Consider the following 18,657-nt stretch of genomic DNA (forward strand, 5'->3'; position numbering starts at 1 on the left):
TTAGCGCAGCTGACTATCCTTACTGCCCCGACGATTATACAGGCTGGTGCTCTGCTGCTGTTTGTCGATTTTTTCCTGACACGCCACGCAATAGTGCACGCCTTTAAGTGCCTGACGACGTGCTTCAGGAATCGGCTCGCCGCAGAGCTCGCATTCTGTGGCGCTTTCGCCCTGCCCGATTGACTGCCTTACCCGCTCAATACCGTCGTTCACGGTGCTATCAATCTGTTCCTGTACTGCGCCTTCTGCAGCCCATCCGCTTGCCATTATTTAACCCCTTTCACGACTTCACTTCTTTAAATCTACAACAGATTGACGTTTTTGCCTCAGAACTCACCGATACCTGTGATTGGCTGCCAGCCGATTACGGCACCTGGCACTCAGCTAAAGGTCACGCTTAATGATCTGTTTCACTCTGCGATTACATCACTGCAACATATCGATAGCGGAGAGCAAAGCGAATGACAACACATCATCAACATTACATTAATGGCGAGTTCGTCGCCCATCACGGTGACGCATGGATTGAGGTGATCAACCCGGCCACTGAGGCACTGCTGTCACGTATTCCCGAAGGCACTCGTCAGGATGCCAGCCGTGCCATCAACGCCGCAGAAGCGGCTCAGCCAGCGTGGGAGGATCTGCCCGCAGTGGAGCGTGGCACCTGGCTGCACAAAATTGCCAGCGCCATCCGCGACCGGGAGCCTGAACTGACGGCAACGATTGTGGCTGAGGGTGGAAAAACCCAGGGACTGGCGAAGACCGAAGTGCTGTTCACCGCCAACTACCTTGATTACATGGCGGAGTGGGCGCGACGTTACGAAGGAGAGATCATCAACAGCGACCGACCCAATGAAAACATCTTTTTGTTCAAAAAAGCGATTGGCGTTACCACCGGGATTTTACCGTGGAACTTCCCCTTCTTCCTGATTGCCCGTAAAGCGGCGCCTGCCCTGATTACTGGCAACACTATCGTGATTAAACCCAGTGAGCTGACGCCAGACAATGCGGCCATTTTTGCCGACATCATTCACACGCTGGGTCTGCCAGCGGGCGTGATTAACATTGTCTACGGTCTGGGTCCGGAAGTGGGACAGGAGCTGGCGGCAAACCCCAAAGTCGGGCTGGTGAGCCTGACCGGTAGCGTCGGCGCAGGTATCGCTACCATGGAAGCCGCTGCTAAAAATGTCACCAAAGTGTCGCTGGAACTGGGCGGCAAAGCCCCGGCTATCGTGATGGATGACGCCGATCTCGATCTGGCGGTTCAGGCAATTGTCAGTTCGCGGATGATCAACAGCGGTCAGGTCTGTAACTGCGCAGAGCGTGTCTATGTGCAGGAAGGCATCTACGCGCGCTTTATCAGCGCGCTGACCACGGCGTTTCAACAGGTTACGTTTGGCGATCCCGCCGAACGCAGTGATATCGACATGGGGCCACTGATTACGGGCGCGGCAAGGGATCGGGTTGAGCAGAAAGTAGCAGACGCCGTCGCCGCCGGCGCCAGAGTGGTGCTGGGCGGCAAGCGCGCCGGCGATAAGGGCTTCTTCTTTGAACCGACGCTGCTTACCGATGTGCGTCAGGAGATGGCGATTATGCAGGAGGAAATTTTTGGCCCGGTGCTGCCGGTGATGAAGTTCAAAACGCTGGATGAGGCGATCGCTTTGGCTAACGACTGCGAGTATGGGCTGACTTCTTCGATTTATACCCGGAATATCAATACCACCATGACCGCGTTGCGAAAGCTGAAGTTCGGCGAGACCTATGTTAATCGTGAGAACTTTGAGGCGATGCAGGGCTTTCATGCCGGATGGCGCAGGTCGGGTATCGGCGGTGCCGATGGGAAACATGGCCTGGAGGAGTATCTGCAGACCCATGTTGCTTACCTGCAGTTCAGTTAAACGCAGGCTCGATCTTACCGCCTCCCGTTCCTGACGTTGTCAGTCACAAAATGGGCCAGCTAACCGGCCCATTTTGCTATGCCACCCGCTTACTGCAGCGCAGCAGCGCGATGCCACTTAGCACTGCCACCGCCATCAGATAATAACCTGGCGCCAGACTGCTGCCCGTGGCAGCAATCAGCATGCTGCAAATCAGCGGCGCAAACCCGCCAAATACTGTCACCGCCACGTTGTAACTGATCGCCATACCGCTGGCGCGGGTGGTCGCCGGAAAGAGATCGGCCATCACCGACGGCACCGTCGAGAAATAGACCGACTTCAGCAGCGCCATCCAGGCCACCAGCAGGATTAACGTAGTGGGCGTGGTGTGATCGACCATCCATTTAAACGCAGGATAGATGGTAGCCATCAATAGCAGCAGCGATCCCCACATCAGCGGCAACCGGCCAATCCGCTCTGCCCACAATCCCATGATGGGCGTCACGACCGTCAGGATAATGCCCGCAATCAGTGTGGCGGTGAAGGCAACCGATCCCGGCAGATGCAGGGTTTTGGTGGCGTAAGTCGGTATGTAGTTGAGCATGTAGTTTACTGCAGTGGAAATCACCATCACGCCTATCGCCAGGGTGATTAGCGCTTTCTGCCGCCCGAACAGCGTCTTCAGCGGCGCGGATTCCTTCTCCTGCGAGGCAAAGCTGGCAGGTTCCTGCACATGGCGGCGAATGTAGATACCCAGCGGGCCAATCAGCAGGCCGAAGGCAAACGGAATGCGCCAGCCCCACGCCTGAATATCACTTTCGCTTAGCCAGTGCGTCAGCCCCAGCCCGAATGCGGATGCCATCAGCGTGCTCGCCCCCTGAGTGGCGAACTGCCAGCTGGCAATAAAGGCTTTACGTTCGGGAAAGTGCTCCACCAGAAAGGCAGTGGAACTGCCAAACTCGCCCCCGGCAGAGAAACCCTGAATCAGACGCGCCAGAATGATCAATAGCGGTGCGGCCAGACCGATAGTGGCGTAGCCCGGCATAAACGTAATGATCGCCCCGCCCAGCATCATCAGGTTAATCGACAACAGCAGCGCCTTTTTGCGCCCATGACGGTCGGCATAGTTGCCCAGCACAATGGCACCCAGCGGACGGATCAGAAAGGAGATACCGAAGCTGCCAAAGGTCAGCAACAGCGACACTGACGGATCGCTGACCGGAAAGAAAACGTGCGCGATGTAGCTGGCGAAAAAGCCATAGACCGCGATGTCGAACCACTCCAGCGCGTTACCAATGCAGGTGGCGAACAGTGTTTTGTGCAGGCTCGGTTTCACCTGCGAGGTCGTCTGCGCGATGCTGCTCATTGTTCACCTCTCCGCCACTGATGGTGGCGCGTCATCAACTGTTCGCCCTCTTCGCCCAGTTGCCAGAAAAGCCGCGTCATAATCGCCAGGCCTTCACGTGCAATGGAATTGAGCATGTGTTCGTTAACGCCATGCTGGCCGCAGGCGGGATAGGAGTGCGGCACCCACAACGTTGGCAGACCCAGGATATCGGCGAAGACTTCATTGGGCAGTGAACCGCCAAGATTGGGTAACAGCGCCGGTTTTTTACCGCTGCTACGCGCCAGCGTGTCCATTGCCCAGGCCACCAGCGGATCCTGTGGATCGAGCCGCGTCGCCGGTGAGCCGCGCAGAAACTCCACACTGACGTTATCGAAGCCGTGCTGACGCAGGTGACTTTCGACATGCTGCACCAGGTTTTCCCAGTCAGTGCCGACCACAAATCGCAGCTGACACACCGCCGTGGCGCTGCCCGGAATCGCGTTCATGGGGCGCGCCGGATTGCCGGTTTCAAAGGCCAGCACTTCCAGCGTGTTCCAGCCATAAAGGCGCTCTGCAGGCGTCAGACCTGGCTCACCCCAGCCCTCCGCCAGCGCCGGATCGCCCGGCATACCGCCGACGTCAATATCACTCAGGATTGCACGCACGGCCCCGGTCAACGAGTCAGGTTTAAGCGCAGCGACCTGCAATACGCCCTGGGCATTCACCAGACAGGCGATCGCATTAGCCAGTTGCGTACCGGGATTACTGAGCAGTCCGCCCCAGTTGCCGGAGTGATAGGCGTTGTCACGCGCCCGAATGGTCAGACGAAAGTTCGCCGCACCACGCGAACCCAAAAACAGCGTTGGTCGCACTGCGTTGAGCCGTGGGCCATCAGAGGCGATAAAGAGATCGGCTTTTAACAGCGCCTGCTGCTGCTGGCAGATCGCCGCCAGTCCCGGCGAACTGATCTCTTCGCCCATTTCAAACAGGATTTTGCAGTTAAAGCCCAGCTTTCCACCGCGCGTCTGCCACACCTGTTCCAGCGCCGCGAGGTTGATGCAGTGCTGACCTTTGTTGTCCGCACTGCCACGTCCATACAGGCGATCGCCTTCAGCTGTGAGTTGCCACGGCGATAAGCCTTCGCGCCAGTTTTCATCGTCGCCGAATACCACATCACCATGGCCATAGCAAAGCAGCGTCGGTTTCAGCGGATCTTCAATGCGGGTGGCAATCAGAAACGGCGGGCTGCCTGGCTGGGGATTTTCAAATGGATGTAACGTAAATCCCATCTTCGTCAGTTGCGGGCCAATTTCCTGCTGCAGATAGTGGTCCAGCTCCGCCCCTCTGCTGGCCTGCTGGCTTTCGGTCACACAGGCGACACGCCGTGCCAGCAGTTGCTGAAACTCACCGCTATCGAAATAGTTCATCGCCTGATCAACGGCCTGTTGCTCTGTCATGTTTGCCCTGCCTGTTTTTTTTATCGTGCTTTATCTTTGACAAACTTCTCTCTTTGCCACAATTATCAATTTATCGAGTGAGCGTTGCTTTTAAAGCAATGCCTGACTGCCCTTTTATGATGCGTTTTGACGGAGTGGAGATGATAAGCAGCGAGATCCGCTATTTCCTGGCGGTTGTTGAGAGCGGCTCGTTGAGCGCCGCCAGTGAGCAACTCTTTGTCGCGGTGTCGGCGATCAGTCGTCAGATTCAGCGACTGGAGGCACAGGTTGGGGTGCCGCTGTTTGAGCGTCATGCGCGCGGCATGGTGCTGAATGAGGCGGGTGAGATTTTTGCGCATCACGTGCGTAAGAGTCAGCTTGATATGGCGTATGCGCTGGCGGAGATTAAGGGATTGAAAGCGATACGCCGCAGTTTGATCCGCATCGCCTGCACGGATGGTATGGCGTTTAGTCTGCTGCCTGGCCTGCTGGCGGCGTTTCGCCTGACAAACCCGGGCGCACTGTTTGCGATTAATGTGACGCACTCGCAGGGCGTGGCGGCCTGTGTCCGGGCGGGTGAATGCGATGTGGCGCTGCAGTTTAGTCTGCAGCCGGAGCGCAGCGTTGAGGTACTGGGCTCGTGGCCCGCACCGGTGTTGCTGGCGATGCATGAGTCACATCCGCTGGCGTCACGCGAGGTGAAGCTGGGCGATCTGCCTCGCTGGCCGCTGGCGCTGCCGGGCCATCACACCACCGTCCGGCAGCTGTTTGATCTTTCCTGTCAGATGAATGACTGCGTGGTGGAGCCGGTGCTGACCTGCGACTATTTCGCTACGCTTTATCACTTTTTGCTGCATACGCCGCAGGCGGTAACCATCTGTAGCGCCTTTACGCTGTTGTTTGAGCGCGATGCGCAAAATCTGGTGTTGCGGTCGATGGGGGTGGATCAGTTGAGTCAGCGCACATTGCAACTTCAGACGGTGTCGGGCCGTCAGCGCAATGCGGCTTTGACGCTATTTCTGGCGTTTTTGCAGCAGCGGCTGACGGAGATGGATCAGCAGGTGAGGATGGGATAAGAGGCCCACGGATGTGTGGGCCATTGACGTTAACTGCCACGAGTTACTGCTTAATATCCACCTGATAGAAGATATGCTTGCCAAACGGATCGACCTGATAGCCGCTGACCGATTTGCGCACCGGCTCGAAGATGGTGGAGTGCGCAATCATCACGGCAGGCATCTGGTCATGCATTATCTGCTGCGCCTGCAGATAGAGCGCGGTGCGTTTGCCCTGATCCGGCTCGGCGCGGGCTTCGGTGATTAACTTCTCGAACGGCTGGTAGCACCATTTTGAGGAGTTAGAACCGCCCTGCGCAGAGGTACAACTGTACAGCGGGCCGAAGAAGTTATCCGGATCGCCGGTCGCTGTCGTCCAGCCCATCAGCGCCGCCTGATGCTCGCCACTGCGGACGCGCTTCAGGTATTCGCCCCACTCATAGCTGACGATATTGGCTTTGATGCCGACTTTGGCCCAGTCAGACTGAATCATCTCCGCCATGCGGCGCGCATTCGGGTTGTAAGGCCGCTGAACCGGCATCGCCCAGAGCGCAATTTCGGTACCCGGTTTGACGCCAGCCTGTTGCAGCAACGCTTTGGCCTTCTCCGGATCGTAGTCGTAATCCTTCAGATCTTTGTCCGCGCTCCAGACGCCCGGCGGCAGGATATTCTTCGCGACCGTGCCGGTGCCTTTGAATATCGCCTCAATGATCGCCGGTTTGTTGATCGCCATCGCCAGCGCCTGGCGCACTTTGACGTTGTCGGTTGGCGCTTTAGTGGTATTAAACGCCAGGAAGCCGGTGTTCAGACCCGCCTTCTGTTCCAGAATGATGTCCGGATTGGCGCGCATTTTGTCCAGATCTGCGGGGTTCGGGAATGGCATTACCTGACACTCGTTCTTCTCCAGCTTGGCATAACGCACGGAGGCGTCAGGCGTAATGCTGAATACCAGCCGATCGAGCTTCGCCTTGCCCTGCCAGTAGTCCGGAAACGCTTTATAGAGGATGCGGGAATCTTTCTGATACTGCACCAGTTCAAAGGGGCCGGTGCCAATCGGGTTCATATCGACATTCTCCGGCGTCCCTGCTTTCAGCATCGCGTCTGCATATTCCGCCGAGTGGATTGAGGCGAAGTACCAGGCGAGATCGGCAAGGAATGGCGCTTCCGGATGAGCAAGCGTGAAGCGCACGGTATGGTCATCAACCCGGTCAATACCTTTAATCAGCGTGGAGAGTTCAAGACTTTCGAAGTTGGAATAGGTGCCGCCAGAAACATTGTGGTAGGGATTTTTCGGGTCCATCTGACGCATAAACGAGAAGATCACATCATCGGCGTTGAAGTCGCGGCTGGGTTTGAACTGTTTATTGCTCTGGAACTTCACATTTTTGCGAAGATGGAAGGTGTATACGGTGCCATCCGGGCTGATCTCCCAACTTTCCGCCAGGCTCGGGACCAGATTGGTGGTGCCGGGCGTGAAATCCACCAGCCGGTTAAAGACCGGTACGGCACTGGCGTCAACACTGGTTCCGGAGGTATAGAGCTGAGGGTTAAAATTCTCTGGCGATCCCTCAGAACAGTAGACCAGCGTTTTGGCGTTTACGCTGCCAGCCAGCGCTATCCCAGCAGTAACAAGCGCTAAGGTGGCTATCTTGATTTTCATTATCATCCTCGCTTTGTATTGACTTCCGGTGATCACAATATCTAAATGAATCATTCAGATGCTTCATTGATAGCACGATTCGGCACCATAGCGAACCCCGCCAGTGGCTGACTAATAAGGAATAGTGATGACAGACAAACTTGAGTCGCAACTCACCGAACGTTTTTTTCGTTACCTCGCCGTCAGCAGTCAGAGCGATGCTAAATCAACCTCCTTGCCCAGCACCCCGAGTCAGCACGCCATGGCAAAACTGCTGGCAGATGAGCTGCGCGATTTGGGTCTGGATGAGGTGGTGATTGATGAACATGCCACAGTGACGGCAGTAAAACGCGGTAACCGTCCTGATGCACCGCGCATCGGGTTTATTACACACATCGATACCGTTGATGTCGGTTTGTCGCCTGATATTCACCCGCAGATCCTCACCTGGCAGGGCGAAGATCTCTGTCTGAATGCAGAGCAGGATATCTGGCTGCGCCGCGATGAACATCCTGAGATCGCGCCCTATGTGGGTCAGCAGGTGATTTTCAGCGACGGGACCAGCGTGCTGGGCGCTGACAACAAAGCGGCGGTTACTGTAGTGATGACGCTGATGGCCAATCTTAAAGGCGACCACGGCGATATCGTGGTGGCCTTTGTGCCGGACGAAGAGATTGGCCTGCGCGGGGCGAAAGCACTCGATCTGGAATCGCGGTTTAATGTCGATTTTGCCTGGACCATCGACTGCTGCGAACTGGGTGAAGTGGTATATGAAAACTTCAATGGTGCTGCTGCAGAGATTGTGTTTACCGGTGTGCCCGCACACCCGATGTCGGGCAAAGGCGTGCTGGTCAATCCGCTGCTGATGGCACATGACTATATCAGCCTGTTTGATCGCCAGCAGACGCCGGAGCACACCGAAGGTCGCGAAGGCTATATCTGGTTTAATGAGATTCAGGCCAACGCCAGCAAAGCCACGCTAAAGGCCTCCATTCGTGATTTTGACCTCACCAGCTTCGCCGCACGCAAGCAGCAGTTGCAGCAGGCAGCGGAAAAACTCGCAGCACGTTATCCCACCGGCGACGTGAGCATCACGATCAGCGATATTTACAGCAATATCAGCAATGCACTGGGTGAGGATCGTCGGGCGATTGATTTGATCTTCAGTGCGTTTGCCGCGCTGGAAATTGAGCCAAAAGTCATTCCGATGCGTGGCGGCACGGATGGGGCTGCGCTGTCAGCCAAAGGGTTGCTGACGCCGAACTTCTTTACCGGCGCACACAACTTCCACTCACGCTTCGAGTTTCTGCCGATTACGTCCTTTGTGAAATCCTATCAGGTGGCGGAAAAACTCTGTTATCTGGCGGCGGGTTAACAGTTTTATTAATGCTTATATGTACAGGGCTGAAATGGGAAATTCAGCCCTGATTTTGATACAGCCAGTGAAACCTAATCAGCGAATTTTCCACATTAAACGCGCGTTTTATTAAGGCCAGAACCTGCGTTATTCCGTCACTATTATAACTTCACCTCCCAAAAGCACCCTCCTTTTATCCGGTTTATTTTGATCGCGCGCATTAATGAGCACTTAAGCGGATTTACATACATCTTAATGCTCTTTATCTTCAATGAACATTTAAATGCGGGGATAATTTAAGGGGTTCAGTTATGCAACACACTGATGAAATAATTAATTATTTACAGGCGAACGAAATTTTAGCAAAAAAGTTAGATCGGGCCTTTAATGGGGTTAGTGATGCATTATCACATCAGATTGAACACATAGGTTCAGGCGTGCAAAGTGCGCTTTATTACACCTCCTGCTTCACAGAAAAATATCAGGAGGTTTGTCAGAAGCAAAAAGATGAGGACGTAAGATTTGCAAAGGGAGTGATTCAACTTAGAAGGCATGGAAATGTTATAAATGACATGCTCAAGATATATTTCAATGAACTATTCAGATATAAAACAAATAATCAACTGGAGCAAATAAAGAAGTCTCTCATGGCGGTAAATGTACATATTGCGCCAGTCATCTAACCCAACACGGTTTTGTTTTAGCTGTAACAGCGGCCGTGGCTGTTGGATTTAATGCGGCTTTAATATCAGTGCGCTTGCTGGCCAAAAGGCTGGTGGTGCAACAGTCGTTGCAGGCATATACGGCGTAGTTCAGAAAGCAGCAGACAGCGCGAATCGGCTGAATTATGCACTGCCTGCTTATTACGCGGCTTTGTATGAAAGTGAACTTGAAATGATGTACTTCCTGATTGACCCTATATTCGAGAAGTTTGGAGCACTCAGAATCTCATTTCCCTCTGATGATGACATTGCAAAAATAATTACTAATATGATCAGGTAGATGAATGATGAAAGATTTCATAATCAGGTTTCTAAGGCGAAAATTTACATCGTGGCTTTCGCTTTTCGGCCCAGCTCTTTTTGTAAGTGCCTTTTCTTTGTTATTTATTCATTTTTTCCCAGGCGGCCCTTTGTGGCCCATCGCTGTATTTGCTCTGCTTGTAATAATATTCTTCCCCATAACAGTAAAATGGTAACAGCCCTTTAATATACAGTATGATTTTCACAAGGAAATAAAATTATGTCTGTACCCGCTCATCTATGGCTTGACGATGAAAACGGTTCACCCATCGTGGGGAGCTGCCAGATGCCACGTCGACTCGGTTCAATAGAGTTAAAATCGTTCGCACACCACATCACCATTCCTGTTGATCCCGCCTGGGGAAAACTAACCTGTACGCGTTTTCACAGCCCGATTACTATCGTCAAAGAGTTCGACCAGACAACGTCCGTTCTTTATCGCGCAATCTGTGAAGGACGAATACTTAAAAATGGCACAACAAAAATGTACAGAATTGTGGAGTCAGGCAGCGAGGTTGAATATTTCAATATTATGCTGGAAGGGATAAAGCTCACTACCGTTTCTCCCTATCTTGCCCCTAACGGACTAAGCAGCACGCACCTGGAAACACTGGAATTGCGATATCAGGCTATTACCTGGAAATATACGGACGGAAACATTATCTATCGGGATGAATGGAATAACTTTGCAAAGGCTTAAATCTAAGAACTGTTTGGTAAAAATGAAGGCTGACATAATCAATCGGAGAGAATCGGGCGCAGAGTGCGCCCGATTCTGTTTATGGCTTCGCGCTTACATCAATGCCCGGGAAGTATTTTTCAGCCAGCTTTTTGATGGTGCCATCGCCCTGCACTTTGGCGATCGCCGCATCAAGAGACTGCTTCAGCTGGGCGTCATCTTTGCGCAGGCCGTAGCCGATGCCCGAGCCAAGAATCGCGTCATCTTCGACCGGCTTGCCGACAAAGCCAAAGCCTTTACCCTGGGGCTTATCAAGGAAACCGGACTGGCCGGCAGCAGACATCACCAGCGTGCCATCAAGGCGGCCCGCGACCATATCGTTGTAAACCTGGTTCTGATCCTGATACGACGTGACCGTTACGCCCTGCGTCTCCCAGTGCTTCTTCGCATAGGTTTCCTGAATAGAGCCCTGCAACACGCCGATGTTTTTACCTTTGAGACTGTCGGCGGTCGGTGCCAGATTTTCACCGTTTTTCGCCACAAGCATGGTCGGAATACGGTAGATCGGCTGCGTAAACGCGATGCTTTTGGCGCGCGCTTCGGTGATATTCATCGCCGAGTTGATGGCATCAAATTTTTTCGCCTGCAGCGCCGGGATCAGCGCATCAAAGCTGCTCTCGACCCAGTGGCAGCTGAAATTGCCGGCCTTACAGATAGCGTTGCCCAGCTCAATATCAAAGCCTTCCAGCTCCCCTTTGGCATTGCGGCTTTCAAATGGCGGATATTGTGATTCTACGCCGTAACGTAAATCCTGTGCCAGTGCCTGTACTGATGTCATCATGCCCAGAGCAAGAAAAAGCGCGTTCAGTTTCTTCATTATTTACCCCGAAAAGTCCTGGTTACCTGTTCCCGGTGCTGCCTCACGCGGTGGCGTGATTCAGTGAGAAAAAGCAGATAGCGCCGCTGCGCCAGCCTCTAGTGTCGCCTCGTCTTTCGCAAATGAGAGACGAATCAGTTTGTTGTCTGTGCCATCCATATAAAACGCCGACAGCGGTATGGTGGCCACACCGTGATCGACGATGAGACGTTTTACCATTTCACTGTCCGGCTCGTCACTGAAATGTCCATAGCTGGCGAGCATAAAGAACGAACCGGCACTCGGCAGCAGCTGGAACGGCGAATTTTGCATCAGGGTGATCAGGCGATCGCGCTTCTGCTCATAGAAGGCACTGAGCGACAGGTAGTTCTCCGGCCGCTGCAGGTAGTGTGCGAATCCCACCTGCATCGGCGTGTCGGCGGCGTACATCATGAACTGATGCACTTTCACCAGTTCGGTCATCAGCGCTGCTGGCGCCAGGCAGTAGCCCACCCGCCAGCCGGTGACGTGGAAGGTTTTACCAAACGAGGAGACGATGACGCTGCGCGCCGCCAGTTCCGGGTACGTTGCCATGCCACAGTGAGAGTGACCATCAAACACAATATGCTCATAGACTTCATCGGAGAGCACCACGATATCGGTATTGCGAATCAATGCCGCCAGCTGATTAAGGTCATCAGGCGTCAGTACCTGCGCGCTGGGGTTATGTGGCGTATTAATGATGATCATGCGGGTGCGCGGTGTGATCGCCGCCCGCAGCGCATCCCAGTCGATGGCAAATGACGGCACCTGCAACTTCAGGCCTATCGGCGTACCGCCCTGCAACCGTACCACCGGAGCATAGCTGTCAAATGCCGGTTCAAAGAAGATCACCTCATCGCCCTGATGCACCAGCGCGGTAATCGCCATATAAAGCCCCTGGCTGGCGCTGCCGGTGATCAGCACTTCACGGGCAGGATCATATTTCTGGCCATAAAGCGCCTCCACTTTACTGGCGAGCGCCTCGCGTAAGGCCGGCAGGCCCATCATGGCGGCATACTGATTATGTCCCTCCAGCATCGCGCGACTGACAGAGTCGACCAGCGCCGGATCGCAGGGGAAGTTGGGCGCACCCTGCGACAGGTTGATCGCCTGATGCTGCGCCGAGAGCTGGCCAATCACGCTGAAAATAGTGGTGCCGACGTCCGGCAATTTTGAGTGGATAGCGACAGGCGTTTTCAGGGACATAGTCTCTCCGTCAGGGGCATAACCGATCAGATGCGTTAAAACGCTATTCAACGGGCTGCCACTTGAGTCGGCAAGCGAAATGTCGTCATAATAGCCATGACAAAAATGCATAGCTGAGGTTCACTGTGTCACGCTTATCGCTGCCGCTTAATGCCATTCACGCCTTTGTGGTGACCGCCCGTCATCTCAATCTGACCCATGCAGCCCGTGAGCTGTGTCTGACTCAGGGTGCCGTCAGTCGCAAGATCGCCGCACTGGAGCAGTGGCTGGGTGTCACACTGTTTGATCGCCACGCGCGCGGCCTGCGGCTCACGCCACAGGGCGCCGCGCTGCTACCCGAATTGCAGCAGGGTTTTGAACTGATGGTTAAGGCCAGCGAGAAGGTCCGCCGCAGTCAGGTCAGTATTCGCCTGAAAGCGCCGACCTGTGCGATGCGCTGGCTGGTCCCCAGGCTGATGGCGCTGGAACAACAGCGCCCTGAACTGCATGTGGCCCTGACGACAACGCTGGATCATGCTACGCAGCTTGAAAATTTTGATGCCGCGATTGTCTATGGCAAGCCGCATCCCGAAGGCGTCTGCCTGTTCTGTGAGTCACTGACACCGGTAATGGCAGCGAATCAGCCCTGCCCGGACTCTCCGGCGGCGCTGACTGCAATGACCTTTTTGCATCCCACCGCAGACACCCGTGACTGGCAGTGCTGGCTGAAAGCGCAGCAGGTCACACTCAGCATGAAGCGAAACCAGCATTTTGCCACGATGGATTTAGCGATCAGTGCAGCGATTCAGGGATTTGGCGTGGCGATTGCCGACAGCAATCTGGTGGAGAGTGATATCGCCAGCGGCAGGCTGATTAAGCCGTTCGCTGGCGAGGTTAAAACGGGCGCCGTTTACAGTCTACTGCAACGGCCTGCGCAGGATGCGCCACCGTTCCTGGCGGAACTGGTGGCGTGGCTTAGCCGGGATCAGAAGGTGACCCAGTCGCCATTATCAGCAGGTTTGGCCTGAGGCGCACTTAGCACCGGGGCTTTTGGCGCAGCCGGTTTATTGCCGGTGACAGGTGCGCTCTGGCGTTCACTGGAAAGACGGAACTTCGACACAGAGGCCTGCAGCGCTTCTGTCTGCAGCGCCAGCGCGCTTGCGGCGGCGGAAACCTCTTCAACCAGTGAGGCGTTTTGCTGCGTGACACTGTCCATTTCTGTGACTGCTGTTCCCACCTGAGAAATGCCTTTGCTCTGCTCTTCTGAGGCGGAGGCGATCTGTTTCATAATCGCATCCACATCCTGTACCGATTTCAGAATATTATTCATGGTGCCGCCGGTGGTGCTCACCAGCTCGGCGCCTTTACCCACACGCTGAACGGACTCTTCAATCAGAGTCGCGATCTCTTTGGCCGCATTGGCACTGCGCTGGGCAAGGTTACGTACTTCAGACGCCACTACAGCAAAACCCCGACCCTGTTCACCGGCACGAGCCGCTTCAACGGCGGCGTTCAGCGCCAGAATATTGGTCTGGAAAGCGATACCGTTAATCACGTTGGTGATCTCAGCAATTTTCTTCGAACTGCCTGAAATGCCATCCATGGTGCTGACCACTTCGCTGACCAGCTGGCCGCCTCGCTGTGCCGTCGTGGTGGCGGTTTCAGCCAGCAGGCTGGCCTGACGGGCGTTATCAGCGTTGAATTTCACCGTAGCAGTCAACTGCTCCATGCTGGCTGCAGTCTGCTCCAGCGCAGCGGCCTGCTCTTCAGTGCGTGATGAGAGATCATTGTTACCTGCAGAAATTTCTGCCGCCCCACGCGAGATATTCTCAGTACCGCTGCGAATGGCGCTAACCGCTTCACGCAGGCTATCCTGCATGGCGCTCAGCAGCGGAACCAGTTTACCCACACAGTTGCGACCGAATTCATTGACCGGCTGGCTGAGGTCACCCGTGGCAATCACGGCGAAATGGGTGCGAATGCTTTCCAGCGGACGAACCAGCATCGTTACCAGATAGCGGTCGGTAAACAGCAGAATAAACAGACCAATGATGACCGTGATGGTAATTATTGTTTTCGTCGTCGCGGTGAGGTGATCAACTTCAACGCGGGTGGTATCCAGCTTTTGAGCTGCACCCTGACTGAATTTCTCTGCGCTGACGCCAAACGCGCGGCTTAATGCCGGAGTGACGTTGTTCGCCTGCTGGCGATAAGCATCAGGTGTTGGCTGACGCGCCAGCTGAAATTGTGGCGTTACGCCTTCATCCAGCAGCTTCTGCCAGCTCTGAATCACACCATCCACGACTTCCGGGTTCATCGGACCGGGGGCGAGCTGTTTGAAGCGTGCCAGTTGCTGGGTCATACCATCCAGCGCCTGTTGCACCGGCGCGTACGATTCGTCGGTCAGGGTTTTACCTGCCGCTTTGCTTTCCATCACACGGGACAAGCGCGTGACAACACGAAAATATTGATCGTTTCCTTTGCTCAGCACCGTCATTTGCTCAACCAGATGACGGTCAACCTCGTTGCCTTCGCTGAGCGCGCCAAGAGAGTGGATGCTATATAGCCCGACGCCGGTCCACAGTAAGCAAAACAGCCCCAGAATCGTGAGCATCACTGCGCGAATGGTAAAATTTTTGAGCATTCCCATACCAAAATCCTATACACGTTGACCCGCAAGCGTCGGGCATAGGAGGTTTATCGGCACAGGAAGGTGAAAATGTAACTGTTTTGTTACCTATTATTTTACAGCGTCAAATAGGATTTAACGCTGTAAAATTCTTAAATTTTAATACCTTACAGTTAATTAAGCAGATTAATTTCATTTGAAAAATTTAATGATTAGCAGGCTAATCTTAATGGCACACCTACAGCCTGACCAGATGCGTCATTAATAATCTGAAGAGACGCATTCGGGCGCGCATAAAGTTTCGCTTCAGAACCAATCCGCTTTTATGCTCCTGACCAAGTGACATTGTCACATCCTGCCCCGGATGCCAGGCGGGCCAGACGACCTCGCCTTCCAGCTGGTGCTTATATTCTGTGGCATCACGGGCGAAGGTAAACCAGTAGTCACTGACCTGCTCAGCAAAGGCCCGATCGCTATCACTGAACGGACGATTTTCATTGGGATCGGGCATCTGGCTCAAGGTATTCAGCACATAGGGCACTTCATTACCGTGCCAGGTGCCGTGTGGATAGAGATCGTGCGCATGCTCTGAAACATAATCAAACCAGTAGCGCCAGCCCGGCATGCCAGCATTGTGCTGCGCCCGCATCACCAGCCATGGCACCAGCGTGAAAGCCATATCGCGTGCCACGGCGCGTCCCAGTAGCTGATCGTCATGGATGTCATACATCCATTTAAGCGTACGGTAAGTGAGTCGATTTTTGTCGCGTAACTGCTGCAGCACTGCAGTAGCATCAACACCAAAATATTCCAGAACGCTGGCTTCATCGCTGTTACTGCCGGCCATCAGCGGCAGACGGTGCTGTTTTGCCGCCATAAAGGTTTTCAACATGGGCTCAGGCAAAACGGCGTCACCGGCAATGGGTACCGGCGGAATCGCCAGTGGGCCGTCCAGCGACCAGAAGGCGTCAGCGGGCAGTGCGCGCAACGCCTCTGCGCTGACATCGGCTGGCAGTCCAAAATGGCGGGCTACAGCGACGCCCTGCTGACGCGCTTTTTTCAGCGGCGTGTCCGGCAGGCTATAGGCGCTCTGTACAATGCCTTTGTGAAACAGCCCTTCGGCCAGTGGTGAACAGCAGAGTGACAGCACACTGCGCGCACCAGAGGATTCACCGAAAAGCGTCACATTGCGGCGGTCGCCGCCGAATGCAGGAATGTTGCGCTGCACCCACTGCAGTGCGGCAATCTGGTCAAGCAGACCAAAGTTGTTTACCGTGCCCGCGGCAGGATACTCAGCGTCCAGGGCCGGGTGTGAGAAGAAGCCGAGATGACCCAGCCGGTAGTTAAGGGTGACCACCACTGCGCCCCGGGACGCCAGCGGTTTGCCGCTGTAGGGTGCCAGGCCGCCCGCACCAATGGTGTAGCCTCCTCCGTGCAGCCACACCATCACCGGCAGCGGCGTTGACGGTTCGACATCGGGTGTCCAGACATTCAGGTAGAGACAATCTTCACTAAACTCACCGGGATCGCCGCCGCCCACAGCCTGGCAATACGTGCGATTTTGCCAGGCGGATGACCCGAACGCCGTGGCATCGCGCACATGCTGCCACGGTATCACTGGCTGAGGCGGGCGCCAGCGTAGTGCGCCCTGCGGTGCCGCCGCATAAGGTATGCCTTTAAATACGAAAAGGTCATCATCCATGCCTCCACGTAACTCTCCCTCAGCAGTCATGATCCTCAGACCCGTTTCGTTTTTCATTCCTGTTTCCCTGTCTAAACGTTCCTCCATTATTTGCAGGCACGCCAGTATTGTCCAGGTACGGAGGGGATTTGCAGAATATGCCGAAGCGAGAGATGCAGGGGCTAGCATGCCCATCAACAGGTTCAGAGCGTCAGTGATGACCAGGGATTAACGTTGTTTACGTTTCGCCAGCACGTGAATGCGTTGTCAGCGCCGACGATATCCACATTTCTCACGCATCCCACGCGTTTTTACTGCAAATAATTAGTCAGTTTTCTAACACATCAGGATACTCACGCCGCTAAATTTTCGCTGGATGGTGAAGCGTCTTTTTTTCCAGGTGAACTGAACAGTCCTGATCGATTACCTTCCATCAGGACCATCCGCTTAACAGGGCTGTGGTGAAGAGAGCAACGCGGGCAACGTAGACGTTGCCCGTAGACACTGTCAGGCCTCGCGCAGGCCGCACTGCGCCAGTGAGCGCTGCTGGCGCTCTTCATATAACGCCATTTCATCCAGCACAGGGGTACCCAATGCGGCTTCAAACGCCTGCCGGCTCGCCTGTCCCGCCGAACGAACCTGCGCCCGATCGCCAAGGTTAGACTGAAAAATGCCTGCCGCGCTCACGGGAAGAAAATCCTCATAGGTGATGGGGTCAGCCAGTACACGCCCTTCTTTGATAAGGGTCTCCAGCGATTCCCCCTGGGCAGGCGGCGTAGCAATACCCTTTTCGCTCAGGCGATAATGAAACCACGCCAGTCCCTGCTGGCGCAGCGTGGTTTCGTCGTCCGGGAAATCGCGGAAAATCGTCGACAGATGTTGCTGGTGTTGCTGATTATCCTGACCGCTGCCCGCCTCGCTCAGTAATCGATCGTAGAGTGCGCGTCCTGCGGGCGTCAGCGCTGCCCCGCGCTGCTCAATTTCTCCGAAGCGCGCCGTATGCGTTCCCTGATGACCTTCTTTAAAGATGATCGGCTCTTCCAGCGCTTTAAAGCTGGTTTGACGTAACAGGATGGGGACCTGACGACGAGGCGGTCCCTCGATCAGGGTTTTCGGATCGATACCGCGCGAAGGCATCAGTTGCTGGACACGGTCGATATCCAGTGTGCGCGGCGTAAGATGGTTGATGTGACAACCGGGAAAGCAGACTACATCCGCAATCAGCCGGTGCTGCTGGTTCAGCGCCTGATAGGTCTGGCTGTCTACACTGCTGTGAGCATGCCAGCGGAAGGTTTCCAGCGCTTCAGTCACAAATTCACCGGCCTGCTCCTCCGTTAATCCGCCCTGCTGCTGATGCAGTTGCAGCAACGCCCGGCAACGGGGAGTGAAAATGTTGCGCGCAGAGAGAATCTCCGCCGCTTTTTCGCGCAGCGCCGCATCGTCGATCAGTTCAGGGCGTAACAGCGAGGTAAAGACCCGGAAGGGGTTGCGCCGCAGTGCCGCATCAGTTACTGGCCGGAACGCGGTGGAGTGCACCGGCACCCCTGCCTGAGAGAGATCGTAATAGCCTACCGGATGCATTCCCATCACCGCAAACACCTGTCGCAGTGTGGCGAGTTCGTCTGCGGTGCCGACACGGATCGCGCCATGGCGTTCAACATTAAGTCGGCCGATTTCATCAGCAGCCGTAAGGCGATCTTTCAGCGCACTATCCGCTTCCAGTACGCGTTCATTAACGGTAGCGACCAACTGCATCAGCGTGCCATATTGCGGCACTTCCTGCTGATACATGGCTGACATTGCCTGAGAGAAACGGGTGCGGATGAGGTCCGCACTGATAAAGTTGTCCATCTTATCCACCTGACACCATGA

General features: G+C 54.8%; 15 protein-coding genes. 6 read left to right on the forward strand and 9 right to left on the reverse strand.

Going from position 1 to position 18,657, the window contains the following annotated elements; genetic code table 11:
• A complete protein-coding gene (locus tag AC6I77_RS09350; protein ID WP_003853696.1) occupies positions 1 to 267 on the reverse strand; it encodes a DksA/TraR family C4-type zinc finger protein in 267 nt (88 codons plus the stop codon).
• 194 nt (positions 268 to 461) lie between these two features.
• On the opposite strand from AC6I77_RS09350, the gene aldA reads away from it, so the two are divergent.
• Positions 462 to 1,898, forward strand: a complete 1,437-nt coding sequence (gene aldA, locus AC6I77_RS09355) for an aldehyde dehydrogenase (RefSeq protein WP_497816844.1) — start codon at positions 462 to 464, stop codon at positions 1,896 to 1,898.
• 76 nt (positions 1,899 to 1,974) lie between these two features.
• Here the strand turns inward: aldA and AC6I77_RS09360 are convergent, their stop codons facing one another.
• Both AC6I77_RS09360 and AC6I77_RS09365 read right to left on the reverse strand, forming a co-directional pair.
• Entirely contained in the window at positions 1,975 to 3,243 is a 1,269-nt protein-coding gene (locus AC6I77_RS09360) for an MFS transporter (protein ID WP_003853701.1), read from the reverse strand.
• Positions 3,240 to 4,661, reverse strand: coding sequence for a M20 family metallopeptidase (locus AC6I77_RS09365; RefSeq protein WP_497816845.1), 1,422 nt, complete (start codon positions 4,659 to 4,661; stop codon positions 3,240 to 3,242). The genes AC6I77_RS09360 and AC6I77_RS09365 overlap by 4 nt, the downstream gene beginning before the upstream one ends.
• A 140-nt stretch (positions 4,662 to 4,801) precedes the next feature.
• Between AC6I77_RS09365 and AC6I77_RS09370 the strand changes: the two genes are divergently transcribed.
• Complete coding sequence (locus tag AC6I77_RS09370) at positions 4,802 to 5,716, forward strand: LysR family transcriptional regulator (protein WP_182629808.1); 915 nt, start codon at positions 4,802 to 4,804, stop codon at positions 5,714 to 5,716.
• A 43-nt stretch (positions 5,717 to 5,759) separates the two neighbouring features.
• Here AC6I77_RS09370 and AC6I77_RS09375 read toward each other — a convergent pair whose 3' ends face one another.
• The gene (locus AC6I77_RS09375; RefSeq protein WP_182629809.1) at positions 5,760 to 7,355 is read right to left on the reverse strand and encodes an ABC transporter substrate-binding protein; all 1,596 of its coding nucleotides are present in this window, start codon (positions 7,353 to 7,355) and stop codon (positions 5,760 to 5,762) included.
• Positions 7,356 to 7,482: 127 nt separating this feature from the next.
• On the opposite strand from AC6I77_RS09375, the gene pepT reads away from it, so the two are divergent.
• The 3 genes from pepT (at position 7,483) to AC6I77_RS09390 (ending at position 10,413) form a co-directional block, all read left to right on the forward strand.
• The gene (gene pepT / locus AC6I77_RS09380) at positions 7,483 to 8,709 is read left to right on the forward strand and encodes a peptidase T (protein WP_003853706.1); all 1,227 of its coding nucleotides are present in this window, start codon (positions 7,483 to 7,485) and stop codon (positions 8,707 to 8,709) included.
• 293 nt (positions 8,710 to 9,002) lie between these two features.
• On the forward strand, positions 9,003 to 9,374 hold the full coding sequence (locus AC6I77_RS09385) for a hypothetical protein (RefSeq protein WP_312041149.1): 372 nt from the start codon (positions 9,003 to 9,005) through the stop codon (positions 9,372 to 9,374).
• Positions 9,375 to 9,933: 559 nt separating this feature from the next.
• Positions 9,934 to 10,413, forward strand: a complete 480-nt coding sequence (locus AC6I77_RS09390) for an Hcp family type VI secretion system effector (RefSeq protein WP_497816846.1) — start codon at positions 9,934 to 9,936, stop codon at positions 10,411 to 10,413.
• 79 nt (positions 10,414 to 10,492) lie between these two features.
• Here the strand turns inward: AC6I77_RS09390 and AC6I77_RS09395 are convergent, their stop codons facing one another.
• Together AC6I77_RS09395 and AC6I77_RS09400 are read right to left on the reverse strand one after the other, a co-directional pair.
• The gene (locus AC6I77_RS09395) at positions 10,493 to 11,269 is read right to left on the reverse strand and encodes a transporter substrate-binding domain-containing protein (RefSeq protein WP_003853710.1); all 777 of its coding nucleotides are present in this window, start codon (positions 11,267 to 11,269) and stop codon (positions 10,493 to 10,495) included.
• Between the two features lie 60 nt (positions 11,270 to 11,329).
• Positions 11,330 to 12,496: a methionine aminotransferase gene (locus AC6I77_RS09400; RefSeq protein WP_008925233.1), complete on the reverse strand. Its 1,167-nt coding sequence runs from the start codon at positions 12,494 to 12,496 to the stop codon at positions 11,330 to 11,332.
• A gap of 125 nt (positions 12,497 to 12,621) precedes the next feature.
• Between AC6I77_RS09400 and AC6I77_RS09405 the strand changes: the two genes are divergently transcribed.
• Entirely contained in the window at positions 12,622 to 13,503 is an 882-nt protein-coding gene (locus tag AC6I77_RS09405; RefSeq protein ID WP_039660196.1) for a LysR family transcriptional regulator, read from the forward strand.
• On the opposite strand, the gene AC6I77_RS09410 is transcribed toward AC6I77_RS09405, so the two are convergent.
• The 3 genes from AC6I77_RS09410 to hglS form a co-directional block, all read right to left on the reverse strand.
• Positions 13,461 to 15,125, reverse strand: coding sequence for a methyl-accepting chemotaxis protein (locus AC6I77_RS09410; protein WP_008925235.1), 1,665 nt, complete (start codon positions 15,123 to 15,125; stop codon positions 13,461 to 13,463). The two genes, AC6I77_RS09405 and AC6I77_RS09410, sit on opposite strands and share 43 nt — an antisense overlap.
• A 217-nt stretch (positions 15,126 to 15,342) precedes the next feature.
• Positions 15,343 to 16,863 (reverse strand): carboxylesterase/lipase family protein, encoded by a 1,521-nt coding sequence (locus AC6I77_RS09415; protein WP_039660193.1) that lies wholly within the window; start codon positions 16,861 to 16,863, stop codon positions 15,343 to 15,345.
• 429 nt (positions 16,864 to 17,292) lie between these two features.
• Positions 17,293 to 18,636, reverse strand: coding sequence for a 2-oxoadipate dioxygenase/decarboxylase HglS (gene hglS / locus AC6I77_RS09420; protein ID WP_039660191.1), 1,344 nt, complete (start codon positions 18,634 to 18,636; stop codon positions 17,293 to 17,295).
• Positions 18,637 to 18,657 lie beyond the last annotated feature (21 nt).

Source organism: Pantoea sp. X-Soil-ISGK-259, from assembly GCF_059730705.1.